Annotated in this window: 19 protein-coding genes; 10 read left to right on the top strand and 9 right to left on the bottom strand. The window is 73.5% G+C overall.

Annotated elements, in window-relative coordinates; translation table 11 throughout:
* The first annotated feature begins 123 nt into the window (after nt 1–123).
* Entirely contained in the window at nt 124–2,523 is a 2,400-nt protein-coding gene (locus ACFV6X_RS08180) for a SpoIIE family protein phosphatase (protein ID WP_385379364.1), read from the top strand.
* A 34-nt stretch (nt 2,524–2,557) separates the two neighbouring features.
* On the opposite strand, the gene ACFV6X_RS08175 is transcribed toward ACFV6X_RS08180, so the two are convergent.
* The 4 genes from ACFV6X_RS08175 to ACFV6X_RS08160 form a co-directional block, all read right to left on the bottom strand.
* Nucleotides 2,558–3,148 (bottom strand): flavin reductase family protein, encoded by a 591-nt coding sequence (locus ACFV6X_RS08175; protein ID WP_385379361.1) that lies wholly within the window; start codon nt 3,146–3,148, stop codon nt 2,558–2,560.
* A gap of 93 nt (nt 3,149–3,241) precedes the next feature.
* Nucleotides 3,242–4,033: an enoyl-CoA hydratase/isomerase family protein gene (locus ACFV6X_RS08170; protein ID WP_385379358.1), complete on the bottom strand. Its 792-nt coding sequence runs from the start codon at nt 4,031–4,033 to the stop codon at nt 3,242–3,244.
* Nucleotides 4,034–4,160: 127 nt separating this feature from the next.
* On the bottom strand, nt 4,161–6,389 hold the full coding sequence (locus ACFV6X_RS08165) for an acetate--CoA ligase family protein (protein ID WP_385379355.1): 2,229 nt from the start codon (nt 6,387–6,389) through the stop codon (nt 4,161–4,163).
* A gap of 119 nt (nt 6,390–6,508) precedes the next feature.
* Nucleotides 6,509–7,708, bottom strand: coding sequence for a flavin-containing monooxygenase (locus ACFV6X_RS08160; RefSeq protein ID WP_385379921.1), 1,200 nt, complete (start codon nt 7,706–7,708; stop codon nt 6,509–6,511).
* Between the two features lie 557 nt (nt 7,709–8,265).
* Between ACFV6X_RS08160 and ACFV6X_RS08155 the strand changes: the two genes are divergently transcribed.
* From ACFV6X_RS08155 to ACFV6X_RS08140, 4 genes are read left to right on the top strand one after another with little or no spacing between them, the layout of a single operon-like run.
* Complete coding sequence (locus ACFV6X_RS08155) at nt 8,266–8,715, top strand: DoxX family protein (RefSeq protein ID WP_385379352.1); 450 nt, start codon at nt 8,266–8,268, stop codon at nt 8,713–8,715.
* The gene (locus tag ACFV6X_RS08150; RefSeq protein ID WP_385379350.1) at nt 8,703–9,116 is read left to right on the top strand and encodes a Zn-ribbon domain-containing OB-fold protein; all 414 of its coding nucleotides are present in this window, start codon (nt 8,703–8,705) and stop codon (nt 9,114–9,116) included. The genes ACFV6X_RS08155 and ACFV6X_RS08150 overlap by 13 nt, the downstream gene beginning before the upstream one ends.
* Before the next feature lie 31 nt (nt 9,117–9,147).
* The gene (locus tag ACFV6X_RS08145) at nt 9,148–9,774 is read left to right on the top strand and encodes a GNAT family N-acetyltransferase (protein WP_385379347.1); all 627 of its coding nucleotides are present in this window, start codon (nt 9,148–9,150) and stop codon (nt 9,772–9,774) included.
* Entirely contained in the window at nt 9,771–10,679 is a 909-nt protein-coding gene (locus ACFV6X_RS08140) for a GNAT family N-acetyltransferase (RefSeq protein ID WP_385379344.1), read from the top strand. Before ACFV6X_RS08145 ends, ACFV6X_RS08140 begins: the two co-directional genes overlap by 4 nt.
* 34 nt (nt 10,680–10,713) lie before the next feature.
* On the opposite strand, the gene ACFV6X_RS08135 is transcribed toward ACFV6X_RS08140, so the two are convergent.
* The 3 genes from ACFV6X_RS08135 to ACFV6X_RS08125 all read right to left on the bottom strand — a co-directional run bounded on the left by ACFV6X_RS08135 (nt 10,714) and on the right by ACFV6X_RS08125 (nt 13,086).
* Nucleotides 10,714–11,379 carry a pyridoxal 5'-phosphate synthase gene (locus ACFV6X_RS08135; RefSeq protein WP_385379341.1) on the bottom strand — a complete coding sequence of 222 codons (666 nt, stop codon included), beginning with the start codon at nt 11,377–11,379 and terminating at the stop codon, nt 10,714–10,716.
* Between the two features lie 35 nt (nt 11,380–11,414).
* Entirely contained in the window at nt 11,415–11,840 is a 426-nt protein-coding gene (locus ACFV6X_RS08130; protein ID WP_385379338.1) for a pyridoxamine 5'-phosphate oxidase family protein, read from the bottom strand.
* A 76-nt stretch (nt 11,841–11,916) separates the two neighbouring features.
* Nucleotides 11,917–13,086, bottom strand: a complete 1,170-nt coding sequence (locus tag ACFV6X_RS08125; protein ID WP_385379335.1) for an acetyl-CoA acetyltransferase — start codon at nt 13,084–13,086, stop codon at nt 11,917–11,919.
* A gap of 86 nt (nt 13,087–13,172) precedes the next feature.
* Here ACFV6X_RS08125 and ACFV6X_RS08120 point away from each other — a divergent pair, with 86 nt between their 5' ends.
* Entirely contained in the window at nt 13,173–14,381 is a 1,209-nt protein-coding gene (locus ACFV6X_RS08120; protein ID WP_385379332.1) for an acyl-CoA dehydrogenase family protein, read from the top strand.
* The gene (locus ACFV6X_RS08115) at nt 14,381–14,851 is read left to right on the top strand and encodes a nitroreductase family deazaflavin-dependent oxidoreductase (protein WP_385379329.1); all 471 of its coding nucleotides are present in this window, start codon (nt 14,381–14,383) and stop codon (nt 14,849–14,851) included. Before ACFV6X_RS08120 ends, ACFV6X_RS08115 begins: the two co-directional genes overlap by 1 nt.
* Nucleotides 14,852–14,903: 52 nt before the next feature.
* Here ACFV6X_RS08115 and ACFV6X_RS08110 read toward each other — a convergent pair whose 3' ends face one another.
* Nucleotides 14,904–15,524: a LysE family translocator gene (locus ACFV6X_RS08110; protein WP_385379327.1), complete on the bottom strand. Its 621-nt coding sequence runs from the start codon at nt 15,522–15,524 to the stop codon at nt 14,904–14,906.
* A gap of 82 nt (nt 15,525–15,606) precedes the next feature.
* Here ACFV6X_RS08110 and ACFV6X_RS08105 point away from each other — a divergent pair, with 82 nt between their 5' ends.
* Nucleotides 15,607–16,059, top strand: coding sequence for an Lrp/AsnC family transcriptional regulator (locus ACFV6X_RS08105; protein ID WP_385379324.1), 453 nt, complete (start codon nt 15,607–15,609; stop codon nt 16,057–16,059).
* Nucleotides 16,060–16,171: 112 nt separating this feature from the next.
* Here ACFV6X_RS08105 and ACFV6X_RS08100 read toward each other — a convergent pair whose 3' ends face one another.
* On the bottom strand, nt 16,172–16,807 hold the full coding sequence (locus tag ACFV6X_RS08100; protein ID WP_385379918.1) for a TetR family transcriptional regulator: 636 nt from the start codon (nt 16,805–16,807) through the stop codon (nt 16,172–16,174).
* A 134-nt stretch (nt 16,808–16,941) separates the two neighbouring features.
* Here ACFV6X_RS08100 and ACFV6X_RS08095 point away from each other — a divergent pair, with 134 nt between their 5' ends.
* Nucleotides 16,942–17,676: a VOC family protein gene (locus ACFV6X_RS08095; RefSeq protein ID WP_385379321.1), complete on the top strand. Its 735-nt coding sequence runs from the start codon at nt 16,942–16,944 to the stop codon at nt 17,674–17,676.
* A gap of 276 nt (nt 17,677–17,952) precedes the next feature.
* Nucleotides 17,953–18,993, top strand: a 1,041-nt coding sequence (locus ACFV6X_RS08090; RefSeq protein WP_385379318.1) for a serine/threonine-protein kinase, incomplete at its 3' end; no start/stop codon positions are given.

The raw sequence follows: 18,993 nt of genomic DNA, 5'->3' as shown, positions 1-18,993 counted from the left end.
CCGCGGTGCCGGGCCTTCCGTGAAACCGTCGGCGGCCGTCAGGTGTGGGCCGGTGACCGCCCGTGCGGTTGTCGTCCGTCCCGCGGCACGGGATGCTGAGGGTGCACGGAGGGAAGCGGTGTGATGGATCGTTTTCCGAATGCGGCCAACGTCGATTTCCACAGCCCTCTGGACCTCTCCAAGGCCGCCGTCGCCGTGCTCGACGCCGACGGCCTGGTTTCCGGCTGGGCGTCCTCGGCCCAGCGCCTTCTGGGGCACCGCCCCGAGGATGTCCTCGGCCTGCCGGCCGCCCGGCTGCTGGCGGCGACCCCCGGGCAGCGGCTGTCCGCGCTCTGCGGGGCGCACAAGCCCCGCAGCGCCGTCCTGGACCTTCGTTGCCTTGACGGACGTGCGCTGCGCGCGGCCGTGACCTTCAGCCCGCTCGCGAACCGGGGCGTCGCCGCGACGGTGGTGGTCGCGGCCGATCTGGAGGCGCTGCGCGGCTGGGAGGCGCAGCTGGCCATGCTGCAGGGACTGGCCACCGAGTCCTCCGTCGGCCTGACGATCTTCGACACCGACAAGCGCGTCGTGTGGGGGAACGCCTCCACCGACATGGAGCTCGCGGGGATCGCCCAGTACATCGGCAGGCCGGCGGAGGACCTCTTTCCCGAAGGCGAGTTCATCTCCCGCCATCACTCCCCGGACGAGGACCAGGTGATGGAGCACGTGATGGCCACGGGGGAGCCGATCATGGGCATGCACTATCGCGGTCGTGCCCCCGCCGACCCGGTGCGCGAGCACGTCTGGTCCTGCTCGTACCACCGGCTGGTGGACGCCCGGGGCGAACCGCTCGGGCTGTTCGAGGAGTCGCTGGACATCACCGACCGCTACCGGGCCCAGGAACGGCTGTCGCTGCTGGTGCGGGCGGGAAAGCGCATCGGCGCCTCGCTGGACGTGCGTCGCACGGCCGCGGAACTCGCCGACGTGGCGGTGCCGCAGCTGGCCGACGAGGTGCTGGTGGACCTGCCGCCGGCGGTCATCGAGGGGCGGCAGCCGCCGACGGGGTCGGCGCCGGGGCACAATCTGCTGCGGATGCACGGCCGGACCCCGGAGGACTTCCGGACCAGCGCCGTCTCCTACCCACCGTCGTCACCGCAGGCACTGAGTCTGGCGACCAGCCGCCCCGTCGTCGACGACTTCCCGTCCGACCCGTCCGACCCGTCCGACCCGCCCGAGGCTCCGGACGGGAGGGGACGGGCAGCCGCGCACTCGTGCCTCTTCGTCCCGTTGCTCACCCGCGACGCGGTCCTGGGCCTTGCCACCTTCCGGCGCAGCAGCAACCCCGACCCCTTCGGGCCGGAGGAACAGACCCTCGCCGTGGAGCTGGCCGAGCGAGCGGCGGTCGGCATCGACAACGCCCGCCGTTACACCAGCCAGCATGCGGCGGCCCTGGTTCTGCAGCGCAGCCTGCTGCCACAGCACCTGCCCGAGCAGAGCGCGGTAGAGGTGGCGTACCGCTATCTGCCCGCCGACAGCCGCGTGGGTGTGGGCGGCGACTGGTTCGACCTGATCCCGTTGTCCGGCGCCAGAGTGGGCCTGACGGTCGGCGACGTGGTCGGCCACGGCGTGCACGCGGCCGCGACCATGGGCCGGTTGCGCGCCACCGTACGGACCCTGGCCCTGCTGGACCTGGACCCGGCCGAGCTGCTCACCCGGCTGGACGGCCTGGTGGCACAGGAATCGGAACACCGCGCGGACGACGGGGCGAGCGCCGAGGGGCTCGGGGTGACGTGCCTGTACGCGATCTACGACCCGGTCGGGGGCCGCTGCGTCTGGGCGAGCGCGGGCCATCCCCCGCCGATCGTTTCCGACGCGGGCGGCTCGGTCGCCCTGTCGGCGCTGGCGCCGGGACCGCCCCTGGGACTGGGCAGCCTGCCCTACGAGAACGTGGAGCTGAGCCTGGCCGGCGGCAGCGTCGTGGCGTTCTTCACCGACGGTGTCGTGGAGGACCGGCACACCGACATCGACACCGGGATCGACCGCCTTGCCCATGTGCTCACCTGGCAGCGGTGCCCGCTGGAGGAGCTGTGCGACCGGGCGCTGTCGGCCCTGCCGCCCGGGCCGCAGGCGGACGACGCCACACTGCTGCTCGTGCGCACCCGGCGGCTCGAGTCCGACCGTGTGGCGGACCTGGAGCTGCCGTCCGACCCGGCCTTGGTGGCACACGCCCGCACGGTCACCGAGCGCCAGCTGGAGACCTGGGGCCTGTCCGACCTGTCGTTCAACGCCGCGCTCGTGGTGAGCGAACTGGTCACCAACAGCATCCGGTACGCCACCGGGCCGGTCCTGCTGAGGCTGATCAGGGACCGCTGCCTGCTGTGCGAGGTCTCCGACAAGGTGCACACCGCACCTCACCTGCGGCGAGCGCGCCGGGACGAGGAGGGGGGCCGGGGCCTGTTCCTTGTCGCGCAGGTGTCCCAGCGCTGGGGCACGCGGTACACCTCGTCCGGGAAGACCATCTGGGCCGAGCTGGCCATCCCCTAGGCCTCGGAGACTTCGCCCGCTCAGGCCTCGGGCCTCAGAGAAATCGCCCGTTGTGGAACAGCAGCGGAGCCCCGCCCTCGCCGCTTCCCGCCCCCAGCGCGTCCACCCGTCCCACCACGATGAGGTGGTCCCCGCCCGTGTGCACCGCGTGGATCGTGCAGTCGATCCAGGCGAGGGTGCCGGCGAGGCGGGGGGAGCCCGAGAGGGGCGCGGGGTCGTGGGCGACCCCGGCGAACTTGTCGGCGCCGCTCACCGCGAACCCCCGGCACAGCTCGCCCTGCCCGGCGCTCAGCACGTTCACGCAGAAGACCCCGGCGCGGGCGACGCGCGGCCAGGTCGTCGACGTACGGCCGACCATGAAGGCGACGAGGGGCGGGTCGAGGGAGAGGGAGGAGAAGGACTGGCAGGCGAAACCGGCGGGGCCGTCGGCCGCGGGCGCGGTGACGACGGTGACGCCGGTCGCGAAGCTCCCGAGGACGCGACGGAACTCCCGCTGGTCGACGGGCGCCCGCTCACCGTCCCGCACACACCGCAACTCCGGCCGCGGCAGCGCCTCCACGGGACCGCGGGCCCCGGCCGCCCTGAGATACCTGACGGCGGCTTCGGCCGTCCCTGCTTGTCCCATCACACCCCCATTGAAACTGACGTACCGTCAGATAGGAAGCCCCGCGACGGCGGTACGGAGCGGGAGCCGGGGCCGGGACTGAGGGGTGCCCGGTCAGCGTCCCCGGTAGGTCGGCTTTCTGCGTTCCGTGAAGCTCGTCAGGCCCTCCCTGGCGTCCTCCGTCGTCATGTTGATCTCCTGGGCGGATGCCTCGGCGGCGAAGGCGGTGGGGCGGTCGGTGTCCAGGGAGGCGTTGATCAGCTGCTTGGTGAGGGCGAGGGCGCGGGTGGGCGCGACGGCGAGGCGGGCCGCCCACTCCGCGGCCGTCCTGCCCAACTCACCGTCCGGTACGACGCGGTTGACCAGGCCGAGGCGTTCGGCGTCGGCGGCCGTCAGCGCGTCGCCGAAGAACATCAGCTCCTTCGCCCGCTGCGGCCCGATCAGCCGCGGCAGCAGATACGCGCCGCCGCCGTCCGGCACCAGGCCGCGGCGGACGAACACCTCGATGAACCTGGCGGACTCCGCGGCAAGTACGAGGTCGCAGGCGAACGCCAGATGGGCGCCGAGGCCCGCCGCCGTCCCGTTCACGGCGGCGATCACGGGTTTCTCGCAGTCGAGCACGGCACCGATCAGCCGCTGTGCGCCCAGGCGAAGCGTCCGGGCCACATCCCCGGCGACCCGCTCCCCACCCACCGCCCCACCCCGCAGATCGGCCCCCGCACAGAAGCCGCGCCCGGTCCCCCCGAGGACGACGACCCGCACCCCGGGGTCGGCGGAGGCCTCGGTGAGCAGCGCGATCAACTGGTCGCGCATGTCCGGGGTGAGGGCCCCCAGGGCCTCGGGGCGGTCGAGGGTGAGGTGGGTGACGCCGTTCTCGGTCGTGACGCGGATCCTGGGTCCGGGCATGCTCGGGCTCCGTTTCGTCGGGTGACCGGCGCGCCCGCCCGCCGCGGTCGGTCGGGTGCCGGACCACGCGTACGGCGGTGCCGCGCGGGTCGTGGTCGACGGGGAGGCGGGCCGGTGGGCGGCGGCCTCACCGGCACACCGCCAGTGCGTCCAGTGCCACCGCCCCCTGGCCCCGGGGCAGCACCACCAAGGGGTTGACGTCGAGTTCCGCGAGGTCGTGGCCCAGTTCGAGGGCCATGCGTTGGACCCGGAGGACGACTTCGACCAGTGCGTCCAGGTCGGCCGGGGGGCGGCCGCGTACGCCGTCGAGGAGGGGGCGGCCGCGGAGTTCGGCGAGGGCGGTCCGGGCCTGGTCCTCGCCGAAGGGAGGCACGCAGACGACGGTGTCGCGCAGGACCTCCACGAGGACGCCGCCCAGCCCCACCGTCACGGTCGGGCCGAAGAGGTCGTCGTGGGTGACGCCGACGACCATCTCGACGCCCTGCTCGACCATCTGGCAGACCAGGACGCCGTCGAGGGAGACCCCCTCGTGGCGGGCGATGTCGGTCAACTCGCGGTAGGCGTCGCGGACCTGGGCGGCGGAGGTCAGCCCGATCTTCACCAGGCCCAGCTCGGTCTTGTGCGCGAGCTGGGCGCCGGACGCCTTCATCACCACCGGATAGCCGACCAGCCCCGCCGCCCGTACGGCCGCCGCCGCGCTGGTCACCAGCTGCTCGCGCGGCACCCGGATCCCGTACGCCCGCAGCAACTGCTTGGCCGCGTGCTCGCTCAGCCGCTGTCCCGGCCGCATCAGCTCGCGCGCCTTGCGGAAGGACGGCGAGGGGGTGCGCGGGGCGTCGTCGAAGGGGGAGCGGTAGCCGCTGACGAAGCGGTGGTGGGAGAGGTACGCGCGCACCGCGGTGAGGCAGTTGGCGACCGTGCGGAAGGTGGCCACGCGCGAGGACCCGAGCAGCACCTCCCGGTACGCCGGCTCGGTGCCGACCGGCGACCCCCACACCACGCACACCAGCTTGTCCGTCTGCTCGGCCGCGTCCACCAGGTCCCGCACGAGCCGGTCGCTCAGCGGCGGGAACGGACCGGTGACCGGGCAGATCAGCACCCCGACCTCCGGGTCGGCGAGGAGCGCGTCGATGATCTTCCGGCCACGGCGGTCCCCCACCGGGTGACCGCCGTTGTCCACGGGGTTGGCCACGCTCAGATACGGCGGTATCCACTGGTGCAGCTCGGCCTGCCGGGCCTCGGACAGCTCCGGCAGCCGCAGTCCCGCCGCGGTCGCCAGGTCGGCGACGTGCGCGCCGGTGCCGCCCGAGATGGAGTAGACGACCACCCCGTCGGCGCGCGGCGGCCGGGCGCGGGCCAGCAGGGCGGCGGTGTCCTGGAGTTCGTCGAGGCCGTCGACGCGGATCACTCCGTACTGCCGCATCGCCGCGTCCACCACCGCGTCCGCGCCGGTCAGCTTGCCTGTGTGGGAGGCGGCCGTGCGGGCGCCGGTCTCCGTGCGGCCCACCTTGACGGCGACGACGGGCACCTTGCGCCGGGCGGCCCGGTCGGCGGCGAGGAGGAAGGAACGGCCGTCCTTCAGGCCCTCGACATACGCGGCGATGGCACCGACCTCGGGGCGTTCGGCGAAGTAGGAGAGGAAGTCGGCGGTCTCCAGGTCGGCCTCGTTGCCGGTGGGGGCCCAGTGGGAGAGCCGGATGCCGAGTTCCTGGAGGGCGAAGACGGGGCGGCCCTGGTGGCCGGACTGGGTGATGAGCGCGATCGCCGGACCGTCGAGGTCCTCGCGGAAGTCCTCGAAGGCGTTCAGATTGGTGTTCGGCCCGAGGAGGCGCAGCCCGGAGCGGCGGGCGGCGGCGCCGAGCCGGGCCTGCACGGCGGCGCCCTCCTCGCCGGTCTCCGCGAAACCGGACGCGAAGGCCACCGCGAACCTGACCTTGGCCTCGGCGAGTTCCTCGACGACCGGGAGGGGGTCGGCGACCAGCAGTACGGCGAGGTCGACCTGTTCGGGCAGGCCGGCGACGCAGGGGACGCAGGGCAGGCCGAAGACGGACGGGCGGGTGGGGTGCACCGGGTGCAGCCGCGCGCCGACCCGCTCGGCCCAGCGGATCAGCTGCCGTGTGACGCCGGTGTTCGGGCGCCCCTCGGTGTCCGAGGCGCCGATCACGGCGACGGATCCGGGGCGGAAGAAGCGGTCCAGATCGGGGACGTCGGCGTACAGCGGGCGGCCGCTGACGTCGAGGTCGTCCACGTCGGCCGCCCGCCCGTGGACGGCGGGGCCGGTCCGCCCGTCGCCGCAGGCGATGACCCGGGCCCGGCGGGCGTCGGTGGTGAGGGTGCCGTGGGTTGATCCAAGCATCGGTCCGCCCGCTTCTGTGTGACGGCATTATTAACTGACGCTCTGTCAGATTACTGAACTGACGCAGGGTCAGGAAATGGTCGTGCGGGCGGAATCGAGGCGAGGGGCGGGATCGCCGGTCAGCCGGGGATGCGCGAGACCCGGTCGGCGCTGCGCCGGGCGACGGCTCGCGCGATCTTCTCCGCGTCGCGGGCGAGTTCGCGGAGCATGCCGCTGATGGGGTTGGTGAAGCCCGTGAAGTACAGGCCGGGGGCGTCCTTAGGGGTGCGGGCGCCGTGCGTGACGGGTCTGCCGCGGGCGTCCAGGACGTCGAGGTGGCCGACGAGGGGTTCGAGGGCGCGGACGTAGCCCGTGGCGGCGACGACCGCCTCGGGGCCGATGCGGTGGCCGTCGGCGAGGACGACCTTCTCGCCGTCGAACGAGTCCACCGCGGCGACGATCTCGACCTCGCCCTTGCGGATCGCGTCGACGAGGCCGACGTCCTGGACCGGGATCGCGCCCTCGGTGACCCTGCTGTAAAGGCCGGTGCCGGGGCGGGGCAGGCCGTGCTCGGCGAGGTCGGGCACGCTGACCTTGGCCAGCGGCCGGGCGAGCCGGTCGACGAGGCCGACCGGGAGGCGGCGCACCAGGATGCCGGTGTACTGGGCGGCCCAGCCGGCGGTGGAACGGCGGACGATGTGCGGCGCGGTGCGCACCGAGAGCCGTACGCGTGCGGCCCCGCCCTCGACGAGGTCCACGGCGATCTCGGCGCCGGTGTTGCCCACGCCGACGACGAGGACGTCCCGGCCGGCGTAGGGCGCGGCGTTGCGGTAGGCGGAGGCGTGCAGGAACTCGCCGGTCCAGGTGTCGCGTCCGGGCCACCGCGGGACGCGGGGCGTGTGGTTGTAGCCGGTGGCGACGACGACCGCGCCGCCGGTCAGCCGTCGGCCGCCGGTGGCGTGCAGCAGCCAGCCGGTGCCGTCGGGTGCGGGCTCGACGCGGGTCACCTCGACACCGGTGACGATCTCCAGTTCGTGGTGCTCGGCGTACTTCTCGAGATACCGCACGACGTCGTCCCGCGACGCCCAGCGCCCGAAGCGACGCGGCATCGGCAGCCCGGGCAGGGCGGACAGGCGCCGGGTGGTGTGCAGATGCAGGCGGTCGTAGTGCCGCCGCCAGGAGGCGCCGACGCCGTCGGACTTCTCCAGGACGACGGCCCGGATTCCCCGTGCCCGCAGGGCGTGTGCCGCGGCGAGTCCGCCCGGCCCACCGCCGATGACGTAGACGGGCCGATCGGAGGGCACCTGCCGCACGGCCCGACCGCCCTTCTGCCGCGGCACTTTCCGGGCCTCCGGGCGCGCGGCCTCGGCTTGCTCGGCCTCGGGGGCGACGGCCACCGAACGGGCCTCCGGGCGCGTCGCTCTCGGATGGGCGACCGCCCGGTCGTCGGCCTCGAGGCTCGTGGTCTCCGGGCGCTCGGCCTCGGGGCCCGCGACTGCCGACGCCTTGGTCTCCGGGCGCTCGGCCCCCGGGCTCACGACCGCCGAATCGGCCGCCGGGCTCGCGGTCTCCGGGTCCGCGGCCGTCGAGTCCTCGGGCTGCGGGTTCGGCGCCGTCGGCCGGGTGGCCTTCGGGTCCTCTTCGTGGGTGGGCGCTGTGGAGTCGGGCATGGTACGGAGCGTAATCACATGCCGGGTTGATGGGTCTCGGTCAAGACCGGAATTGGTTGCGGATCGATCACGGGTGGGGGAGGAGTGGGCGGGGCCTGTGGCGCAGGGGGACCGGTTGTGTCCGATCGGGGGAGGGCGCGCACACCTTGCACGGGGCTGGACACCTGGCCGCCGTCCGCCTTAACTGACGTACCATCAGACAGGTGAGGTCGTCGGCGGGAGCGCCCATGGACACGATCTGGCTCACCGGTGCGCAGTGGCTGGCCGTGCTGCGGATCGGGCTCGGGCTGTGGTGGCTGGAGAGCTGGCGGCACAAGGACAAGAAGGCGTGGTTCGACGGTTCGGGCATCGCGTGGGCCGCCGACGTGGCCGCCAAGCACCGCTGGCACGGCGTGCGTTCGGGCTTCCGTACAGTGGTCGAGCCCCGCCCCCGCGTGATGGCATACGTGATCGCGTACGCCGAACTCGCCCTGGGACTCGGCCTGATCGCCGGATTCCTGACCCCGGTCGCCCTCGTCGGCGGGCTGCTCCTGAACGCCGTCTACTTCGTCCTCATGATCCACGACTGGGCCGAGCAGGGGCAGAACCTGATGATGGCGCTGATCTCGGTCGTCGCGCTCCTCGGGATGTCCTGGCAGACCTGGTCCCTGGACGGCGCGCTGGGATGGTTCGGGTGAGCGCGCGCCACGACGTACCGGAGCCGGACGCCTTCACGCGGACGTACTGGGAGGCGGCCGCGCGCGGCCGGCTGCTGGTGCGGCGCTGCGGGGCGTGCGGCCGGGCGCACCACTACCCCCGGGAGTTCTGCCCGCACTGCTGGAGCGAGGACGTCGACTGGGAGGAGGCGAGCGGCCGCGCCACCCTCTACACCTGGTCCGTGGTGCACCGCAACGACCTCCCGCCCTTCGACGCGCGCACCCCCTACGTCGCCGCGGTCGTCGACCTCGCGGAGGGCCCGCGGATGATGACGGAGATCGTCGGCCACGGCGGCGCGAGCGCGCTGCGGGCCGGCGCCGCGCTGGAGGCCGCCTTCCGGGACGGCGTCCCGGTGTTCCGGATCAGGCCGAATTCGGGGTGAAACCCGGCGGCCGACGGGCTTGAATGGGGCGATGGCCCTCATGAACTCGCCGTCCTTCGCCCACCCCCATCCCGAGCTGTACGGCCACGGCCTGTGCCTGCGCAGCTGGGACCCCGCCTCCGACGCGCACGCCGAGGCCTGGCTGCGCGGCATGTCGGACCCGGAGTTCCGGCGCTGGAACACCCCGCTGATCCCGGTCACCGACCTCGACGCCGCCCGAGCCTCCCTCCGGGCGAAGGACGACAACGCCGCGACCGGCGCCGGCGCGTCCTTCCGCATCACCGACGCGGAGACGGGGACGACCCTCGGCCACGTCGGCGTCAACGAGATCGACCACACCTTCCGCGTCGCCCGCGTCGGTTACTGGATCCTCCCCGAGGCCCGAGGCCGCCGCGCCGCCACCCGCGCCCTCGCCGTCGCCGCCGACTGGGCCTTCACCGACCTGGGCCTGCACCGGTTGGAACTCGGCCACGCCGTGGGCCACGACGCCTCCTGCCGGATAGCGGAGCACTGCGGCTTCCCCTACGAGGGCACCCTGCGCGGTGCGATGTGGGAGTCCGACAGCCAGGACGCCTTCCGCGACGTCCACCTCCACGCCCGCCTGGCGACCGACCCGGAGCCCGACCCGCGGGCCACCGCCGTGGTGACGGGGCCGTGAGGCACACCACCGGCGACGGGGCCGCTCCCGGCGCCCCCGCCTGGACCCTCACCGAGGACCTGGACGCCTTCCTCGCCCACGCCGGAACCTTCCTGCGCTCGCGTCCCGCCCAGCACACCGTCCCCCTCACCGTGACCGACGACCTGCGCCGGCGCGGACGCCACGTGTACGGGGACGAGCCAGCGGTCTTCGGGTTCCTGGAGCGTGCCGGAGCCGTCCGGGCGGTGTGCTTCCGTACCCCGCCGCGTGGCGTGTACCTCACCGCCCTCGCCCCCGACGAGGCGGACGCCCTCGCCGCCCGGCTGGCGGACCGGTCGGAGCGGCTTCCCGGCGTCACCGGGGACCCCGAGAGCGCCGCCGCCCTCGCCGCGGCCTGGCAACGGCACACGGGCGCGACCCCCGCGCTCCACGGGCGCCGGCTGCTCCACCGCCTCGGCACGCTGACGGCCCCGGACCCGGCCCCGCCCGGCCGGGCGAGGGTGGCGCAGGAGCCGGACCGGGAGCAACTCGCCCGGTGGTACACCGAGTTCTCCGAGGCCGTGGGCGACGGCCCGGCGCAGGACGCCGACGCCTGGGCCGACGCCCGCCTCGCCCGTGGCGGCGCCACCTTCTGGGAGACGCCCGACGGCACCCCGGTCGCCATGGCGGGGGTGACCCCCGAGATCGCCGGTCAGGTACGGGTCGCGCCCGTCTACACCCCGGCCGGCCGCCGGCGCCGGGGCTATGCGGGAGCCGTGACGGCCGCGGTGAGCCGCGCCGCGCTGACGGCGGGCGCCGAGGAGGTGCTGCTCTTCACGGACGCCGCCAACGCCACCAGCAACGGGGTCTACCGGAGGATCGGTTACCGACCGGTGGCGGAATCGGTGGAGTACGTCTTCGAGGGCGGTAGGGCGGTAGGGCGGTAGGGCGGTAGCGGGAAGGTCGGAAGGTCGGGCGGCCTCAGGGCCAGAGCAGCTGCTTGACCCACTCCCCGCCGCTCCGCACGTAGCGGAGCCGCACGTGCCGGCGTCGCTCGTCGCCCTGGAAGAACTCGATCTCGTCCGGGCGGAGGCGGTACAGCGTCCAGGTCGGGGACGTGGCGCTGGGATTCTGCTGGGCCTGGGACCAGGCCGCCTCGGACGCCTCGGCGAGGTCCTCCAGGGAGGTCAGCGGCTCGCTCTGGCGGCCGGTCAGCGCGGCGGCCAGCGCGCCGGTCGAGCGGGCGTGCAGATCGGCCAGGCTCTCCGTCGGCGGGGCGGTGGCGACGGGGCCGCGGACGCGGATCTGGCGGCCCTGGAGGTGCCAGTAGAAGCTCAGCGCGGCGTACGGCCGGGAGGCCAGCTCGCGGCCCTTGCGGCTGGTGGCGTGGGTCGCGAACGTCCAGGCCTCGGTGTCCGCGCCGTGCAGCATCACGATCCGCACGTCCGGCCGGCCCTCCTCGTCGGAGGTGGCCAGCGACATGGTGTGCGGCTCCGGCTGGCCCGCCGCCACCGCCTCGGCGAACCAGGTGGTGAAGAGGGGGAGCGGGGCGGCGGGCGCGGCGGCGGGGTCGAACGGCGGCAGGGACGTGACCTCGGGGTCCCACACCCGCAGGGACCTCAGGAGCGCGTGCAGATCAGCTTCCATGCCGTCGAGTATCGCGGGAGGGAGGGAGCCCCTCCCTATACCGCGCCGAGGTCGGACGACACCCAGCGCTCCGGTCGCATGGTGATGACCACCATCTCGCCGTGGTTCTTCCAGGAGAAGTCGACGTACCCCTCGACCTTCTCGGCCGGCAGATAGCGCGCCGAGATCTCGCGCAGCTTCTCGACGGTGGCCGGGACCGTCTCGACGACCGGCCCCTCGACCGACACGTACCGGATGGTGGGCTCGACCCGGTCGACCATCAGCGTGAAGCGCCCGGCCGCGCCGATCAGCCGGTTCTTACGGGAGTCCAGCCCCGTCAGGACCCACACGTCACCGCCGGGCTCGTACTGGTACCAGATCGGCACGCTCAGGGGTGCCCGGCCCTCCTCCCCGGCCACCGCCAGCGCGGCGATGTGCGGCTCGGCCAGGAACTCCTCGCGCTCTTCCCGGGTCAGTGCCATGACGGGTCTCCTTCAGCGGCGTCGTCGTCGAACAGCCTCTCCGTCCCACAACACCACGCCGGGAGCCGATGTTCCGTCAGCGACCCAGCACCATCGTCGCCGAGGAGCAGAACCATCCCCCCGTCCCCGCCGCCACTCCCAGCCGCGGCAGCCCCCCGTCCGCCCCGCGCACCTGCCGCGCGCCCGCCTCCCCGCGCAACTGCCGGACCGCCTCCACCAGCAGGAACAGTCCCCGCATCCCGGGGTGCTGGGCCGAAAGACCGCCCCCGTCGGTGTTCACCGGAAGTTGCCCGCCCTCGACCCTGAGCCGCCCCTTCCCGACGAAGTCCCCGCCCTCGCCCTTCGCGCAGAAGCCCAGGTCCTCCAGGGTCACCAGGGTCATGTACGTGAAGGCGTCGTAGATCTGCGCGAAGTCGATCTCCGACGGCCGCACCCCGGCCCGTTCGAACGCCAGCCGTCCGCTCACCGCCGCCGGGGACCGGGTGAAGTCGGGCCACTCGGACATGGCGGCGTGCGAGACGTGCTCGCCGGTGCCGAGGATCCACACCGGAGCGGTTCGGCAGTCCCGTACGACGTCCTCCGCGGCCAGCAGGACCGCCGCGCCGCCGTCGGAGCGGATGCAGCAGTGCAGCTTGGTGAAGGGGTCCGCGATCACCGGTCCGTCCAGGACGTCGTCGACGGTGATCGGTGCCCGGAACATGGCGTCGGGGTTGAGCGCCGCGTTCGCCCGCGCCTGCACCGCCACGTCCGCCAACTGCTCGATGGTCGTGCCGTGTTCGATCATGTGGCGCCGGGCCGCCATCGCGTACTTGGCGATCAGGGTGTGGCCGTAGGGCACCTCGAACTGGAGCGGCCCGCGCGCGCCGAAGGAGAGGTTCCCCGTGCGCCGCCCGGCCCTGACGTCCGCGCGGGCGGTCGAGCCGTACACCAGCAGGACCGCCCGCGCGTGCCCTGCCGCGATCGCGTCCGCCGCGTGCGCCGCCATCACCTCCCAGGTGGCACCGCCGACCGACGTGGAGTCGACCCAGGTGGGGCGCAGGCCCAGGTACTCGGCCACCTCCACCGGCGCCAGCACGCCGGTGCCGGCCGACGCGAAGCCGTCGACGACCGCCCGCTCCAGACCGGCGTCCGTGAGGGCCCGGCGGGCCGCCTGGGCGTGCAGGGTGTAGGGGGTGGCCTCGTCCACACGGCCGCAGTCGGACAGGGACACGCCCACCACGGCGACTTTCCGGGTAGCAGCAGTCATGTTTCTGACGGTACATCAGCACTGGCTCTGGGCGGCCGGCCGTCGACGGCCTAATATGACTGACCGTCAGATTCAGGGAGGCCGTCATGGACGCCAGCTTCACCCCGGAGCAGGACGAGATCCGCCGCACCCTGCGTGAACTGCTCCGCCGCCGCTGCACCCCCGAGCAGCTGCGCGCCGCCATCGACACCCCCGCCGGCCACGACCCCGCCCTCTGGTCGGCCCTGTCCGAGCGGCTCGGCCTGCCCGGACTCGCGCTCCCCGAGGCCTACGGCGGTGTCGGCTGCTCGGTGACCGAGCTCGCCCTCGCCGCCGAGGAGACCGGCCGCGCGCTGGCACCCTCGCCGCTGCTCGCCACCACCGTCCTCGTCGCCCCCCTCCTGCTCGCCCTCGGGACCGACGCCCAGCGCACCGAGCTGCTCCCGCGCCTCGCCGCCGGCCGGCTCACCGCGACCCTCGCCGTCGCCGGGCCCCACCTCACCACCGCTCTCGCGCTGACCGGCGGCAACGCGGGCGACTGGGCGGGCGGCGGCCGTGCGGGCGGTGTCCAGGCCCGCCCGGCGGACGGCGGCTGGCGGCTCTATGGGGAGGTCGACCAGGTGCTGGACGGCCACAGCGCGGGACTGCTGGTCGTCGCCGCGCACACCGGGGGGTTCGCCCGGTCCCGGACGCTGCTGTTCCTCGTGCCGGGGGACGCGCCCGGAACGACCCGCGTGCGCCAGACCGCCCTGGACGCGACCCGGCCGAGGGCGAGCATCCAACTGAGGGAGGTGCCGGCCGAGTTGCTCGGCGAAGAGCAGGGGGCACCCGCCCGTGCCGCCGGCGCCACCGCCCTGACCGCTCTCGCCGCCCTCGGCGACACCGCCGCCGCCGTGCTCGCCGCCGAGGCCGTCGGTGCCGCCGACCGTGTGCTGGAACGGACCGTCGAACACGTGGGCCGGCGCGAGCAGTTCGGGCGGCCCATCGGCTCCTTCCAGGCGGTCAAGCACCGACTGGCCGACGTGTACGTACAGGTGCAGGCGGCGCGCTCGGCGGCCTACTACGCCGCCTGGGCCACCGCCCGCGGTGAGCGGGTCGGCGGGCTCGCCCTCGCCCAGGCGCTGGAGGCGCTGCGCACCGCCGCCGCCGAGGGCATCCAGTTCCACGGCGGTCTCGGGTTCACCTGGGAGCACGACGCCCACCTCTCCTTCAAGCGGGCGGCAGGCGACGAGCTGCTGTTCGGCCCGGTGCACCGGCTGCGCGCCCATGCCGCCGGGACGGCCCGGCTGTTCGAGCGCGCGGAGGTGACCGTCTGATGGGTGTCGCCGGGATCGTCCAGAAGGTCTCCTCGACCAGGGGTTTCGCGAAGGCCGCCCCGTATGTCGTGCCCGCCCTCGACCGTGCCGTCCACCGCCTTACCCGCGGCAGGGTGCTGCTCAGCGCGCTGCTGCTGCCCGGCGTGATCCTGACCTCCACGGGCGCCCGGAGCGGCCTGCCCCGCCGTACGCCGCTCGCCTGCATGCCGGAGGAGGGTGGGCGGAGCTGGCTGCTGGTCGGTTCCAACTTCGGCCGGACCGGTCACCCCGCCTGGACCCACAACCTGCTCGCCCGCCCCGACGCCGAGATCAACTGGAAGGGCCGGGACATCCCCGTGACCGCGCTGCCGCTGGCGGGTGAGGAGCGGGCGGCCGCCTGGCGGGCGGTGCTGGTGTTCTGGCCGCCGTACGCGACGTATCAGGCGCGGGTGACGCGCGAGATCCGCGTCTTCAGACTCCTGCGGAAGTGACGGCCGCGCGCGCAGGCGACGGCTGCCCCGCGGCGGCGTACGACGATGACCGCTACAGCGTCGCCAGCCGTTGTACGAGCAGGAACGCCCCGATCCCCAGCATCGCGGCGCCCGAGGTCCGCGCCACCGCCCGTGCCGCCGCCGGGCGGGCGCCCAGCACCGCGCGCGCCGCGATGCCGACCCCGAGGTACACCACGGCGCAGCACGCCATGTGCAGCAGCCCGAGGACGGCGGTCTGCGCCGGGACCTGCAGGTGACCGTGCCCCGTGACGAGGAACTGCGGGAGCACGGAGAGGTAGAGCAGGAGCCCCTTGGGGTTCAGTCCGCTGATCATCGCGCCGCGCAGGAAGACCCGCCCGCCGGCCACCGGGGCGTCGTCCCCGGCCTGCGGCGTGCCCGGGCGGCGCAGCACGCTCCACCCCAGCCACACCAGGTACGCCGCTCCCACCACCGTCAGCACCGTGAGCAGGACCGGTGATCCCGCCACCAGGACCGCCAGGCCCGCCGCCGCGAGCACGGTGTGCAGCGCGTAGCCGCTGACCAGGCCCGCTACCGCCGTGACCGGTGAGCGGTCACGCAGACCGGCCGAGATCACATACGCCCAGTCCGCACCCGGTACGCACACCAGCAGCAGGTCGAGGGCGAGGAAGGAGATCAGGGTCGCGGAGTCCATGCCGGTCAGATTAGGCGGAATGTGCCCGAAGGTGTTTCCGAAGTTTCCCCGTGATCGCGGGTTCTGAGGGAGAATCTTCCCCATGGACGACATGGACCGGAAGATTCTTGCCGAGCTTCAGCAGGACGGGCGGCTCACCGTGACCGAGCTGGCCGCGCGGGTGCGGCTGAGCGTCTCGCCGTGTCACCGACGGCTGCGGGAGCTGGAGCGGTCGGGGGCGATCAGCAGATACCGGGCCGTGGTCGAGCCGGGGGCCATGGGGCTGACCTTCGAGGCGTTGGTCTTCGTGTCCATGCGGCAGGAGGACCGGGACACGGTCGCCGAGTTCGAGAAGGCGGTCAGCGAGGTGGAGCACGTACTGGACGCGCAGCGGCTGTTCGGGGAGCCGGACTACCTGCTGCGGGTGGCCACCGCGGACCTCGCCGCGTTCCAGCGGCTGTACGACGAGCGGCTCGCGACGCTGCCGGGGGTGCAGCGCCTGACGTCCACGCTGGTGATGAAGCACGTGGTCAAGGACCGGCCGCTCCCGGCGTGACGGATGACAGGCGGCGGTCCACCCGGGTGAACCACCGGCTGTCTGACAGGACTTGGAAACCGAGGGCCAACGGAAAAGAAAAAAGGCGGGCGACGGGAAAGGCCGGCCGCTGCTATTTGGTCGGCTTCTTGCCCGTGATGCCAAGGTGTACCAACAACGCCAGATTCGGCTTCAGTTCGGCCTGCTTGACACCCCAGGTCTGGAAGCCCTTCTGGTGCGAGGCGACCGCCGCGAGCATCGCGACCAGCGAACCGGCGATCGCAGCCGGGTTCACGTCCTTGTCGACGCGGCCCTTGGACTGGAGTTCGGTGACGGCATCGACGAGGGAGTTGTTCACCGAGTTCAGGATCTTCATCCGGAGCTTGTAGAACCGCTTGTCCCCTTCGGCGGCGCCGAGGTCGACCACGCGCAGAATGGCGTCGTTCTTGCGCCAGAACTCAAGGAAACCGTCGACCAGTTCCTGGGCGGTCTGCCAGCCGGCCTTGCCGACCCAGGTGCGGCCTTCGAGCAGCTCCGTCAAACCGGCGCCCTCGGCGGCCATTTGCTCGGCGATCTCCAGGACGGCGCCCTCGACGTCCGGGAAGTACTGATAGAAGGTCGCGGGCGAAGTGCCCGCCTTCCGGGCGACATCGATGACCTTGACGTCCCGGTAGGGAGAGGAGCTGAGCATCTCGCTGAGGCAGTCCAGCAGCTTCTGCCGCGTCGCCTGCCCACGCCGACCGGCCACGCGGCCGTCGACGGTACGCACTTGTCCTGTCATGCCGTCAGCTTACCGAGGGGTGATGGGAGCGCGATTCGGCCGACTGCAAATGGGGTGCACGGGTGATCGGCGCGTGGTGTGGCCGGTGAGCGGGGTGCCGACGACGACGTTACTTTGGCGGCATGGCCGAAAACAGCACATCTGCTAGCGAAGCGGCGTACCCGGAGGGCGTCCCGTGCTGGGTGGACGCGCAGCTCGCCGACGTCGCGGCGGGCAAGCGGTTCTACGGTGAACTTTTCGGGTGGTCCTTCCAGTCCTCGTACGGCGGCTCCGTGTGGGCCTACCGCGAGGGCGAGCCCGTCGCCGCGCTGGGGCAGAAGGCGGACGGCCGGCTGCCCACCGTCTGGACGGTCTACTTCGCGACGCCGGACGCCGAGGTGCTCACCCGGCGGATCCGGGCGTCGGGCGGCCAGGTGGTCACCGCGCCGTTGCCGGTCGGCGAGCTGGGCGTGGCCGCGCTGGCCACCGACCCCGAGGGCGCGGTGTTCGGCCTGTGGCAGCCGGGGACCCACCCGGGCTTCGGGCTGCGGCACGCGCCCGGCGCCTTCGTCTGGGCCGAGCTGTACGCCCGTGACACCGCCGCCGCCAACGACTTCTACGGCGATCTCTTCCATGAGGCCCTGTTCGGGCCGGACGCCACGCCCGACTTCGGCCGCGCCCCGCTGGCCGGGGCCTTTCCGGCCGAGATGCCGCCGCATTTCGTCGTCCACTTCGGCGTGGAGGACTGCGAGGCCGCGCTCGCCGAGGTGAGCCGGCTGGGCGGCCGGGTCCAGGCGGGGCCCTTCGACACCTCGTACGGCACGGTGGGGGTGGCGTCGGACGGTCAGGGGGCGTCGTTCGCGGTACTTCAACGCTGAACGGACGCCGGTCCATCGCCGTCGGGTCGCTGATCGGCCGCCGATCCGTCGTCGTTCCGCCGTCGCCGCGGCGGGCTTGCGCCACCGCTTGTCCTGGAATGCCCCACCCCTTGCCCCGGTATGAGGGACACACCCGATATGTCACCGGGTTCGCAACCTGTGGCCGGGACAGGAAGAATCGGGGTGCGTGCCGCCGCGGCGGGGCGGTGGTGAGACGCTGCACGGGGTCGCGTACATATGTGGGTGACGCGGCTCGTACGGGGAGGTGGCAGGCAAGTGGTGGATCAGCTGACGCAGCACGATCCGCGGCGTATCGGGCCGTTCGAGGTGCTGGGACGGCTGGGAGCCGGCGGCATGGGGCTGGTCTATCTCGCGCGCTCGGCGTCCGGCCGGCGTGTGGCGATCAAGACCGTGCGGACGGAGCTCGCCGAGGACCAGCTGTTCCGTGTCCGCTTCACGCGCGAGGTCGAGGCGGCCCGCGCGGTGTCCGGCTTCTACACGGCGGCCGTGGTCGACGCCGACCCGCGCGCCGCCGTGCCGTGGCTGGCGACCGCGTACGTCCCCGCGCCCTCCCTCGAGGAGATAGTGAACGACTGCGGGCCGCTCCCGGCCCAGGCCGTGCGCTGGCTGGCCGCGGGCGTCGCGGAGGCGCTCCAGTCGATCCACGGGGCCGGGCTGGTCCACCGTGACCTCAAACCCTCGAACGTCCTCGTCGTCGAGGACGGCCCCCGGGTGATCGACTTCGGTATCGCCTCCGGCGTCTCGAACACCCGTCTGACCATGACCAACGTCGCCGTGGGCACCCCCGCCTACATGTCGCCCGAGCAGGCGAAGGACTCGCGCTCCGTCACCGGCGCCAGCGACGTCTTCTCGCTCGGCTCCACGCTGGTCTTCGCCGCCACCGGTCACCCGCCCTTCCACGGCGCCAACCCGGTCGAGACCGTCTTCATGCTGCTCCGCGAGGGCCCCGACCTCGACGGCCTGCCCGACGAGCTGCGCCCGCTGATCGAGTCCTGCATGCAGATGGACCCCTCGGCCCGCCCCAGCCCCGCCGACCTCCAGGCCCAGCTCGCCCCGCACCTGTTCGGCTCCGGCTCCGACGACAGCGGTACGGCGTCGGCCTGGCTGCCGGAGAAGGCCGTGGGCCTGATCGAGTCCCGTCGTGGCGGCCGCCCCGCCGCCAAGCCCGCCTCGGGCGCCGGCCGCAGCTCCGGCCGCCCGCCCGCGGTACCGCCGCCGCCCTCGCACGACCCCGTCGTGCCGGCGCCGCCCGTCTCCGCCCCGCCGGTGCCCGCCCCGGTCGGCGCCCCCGACGGC

The sequence above is a fragment of the Streptomyces sp. NPDC059861 genome, from assembly GCF_042731435.1.
In the GTDB taxonomy this organism is placed as follows: Bacteria; Actinomycetota; Actinomycetes; order Streptomycetales; family Streptomycetaceae; genus Streptomyces.
Note: the sequence above shows the minus strand (reverse complement) of the source record. Positions and strands in the feature narration are given on the sequence as shown.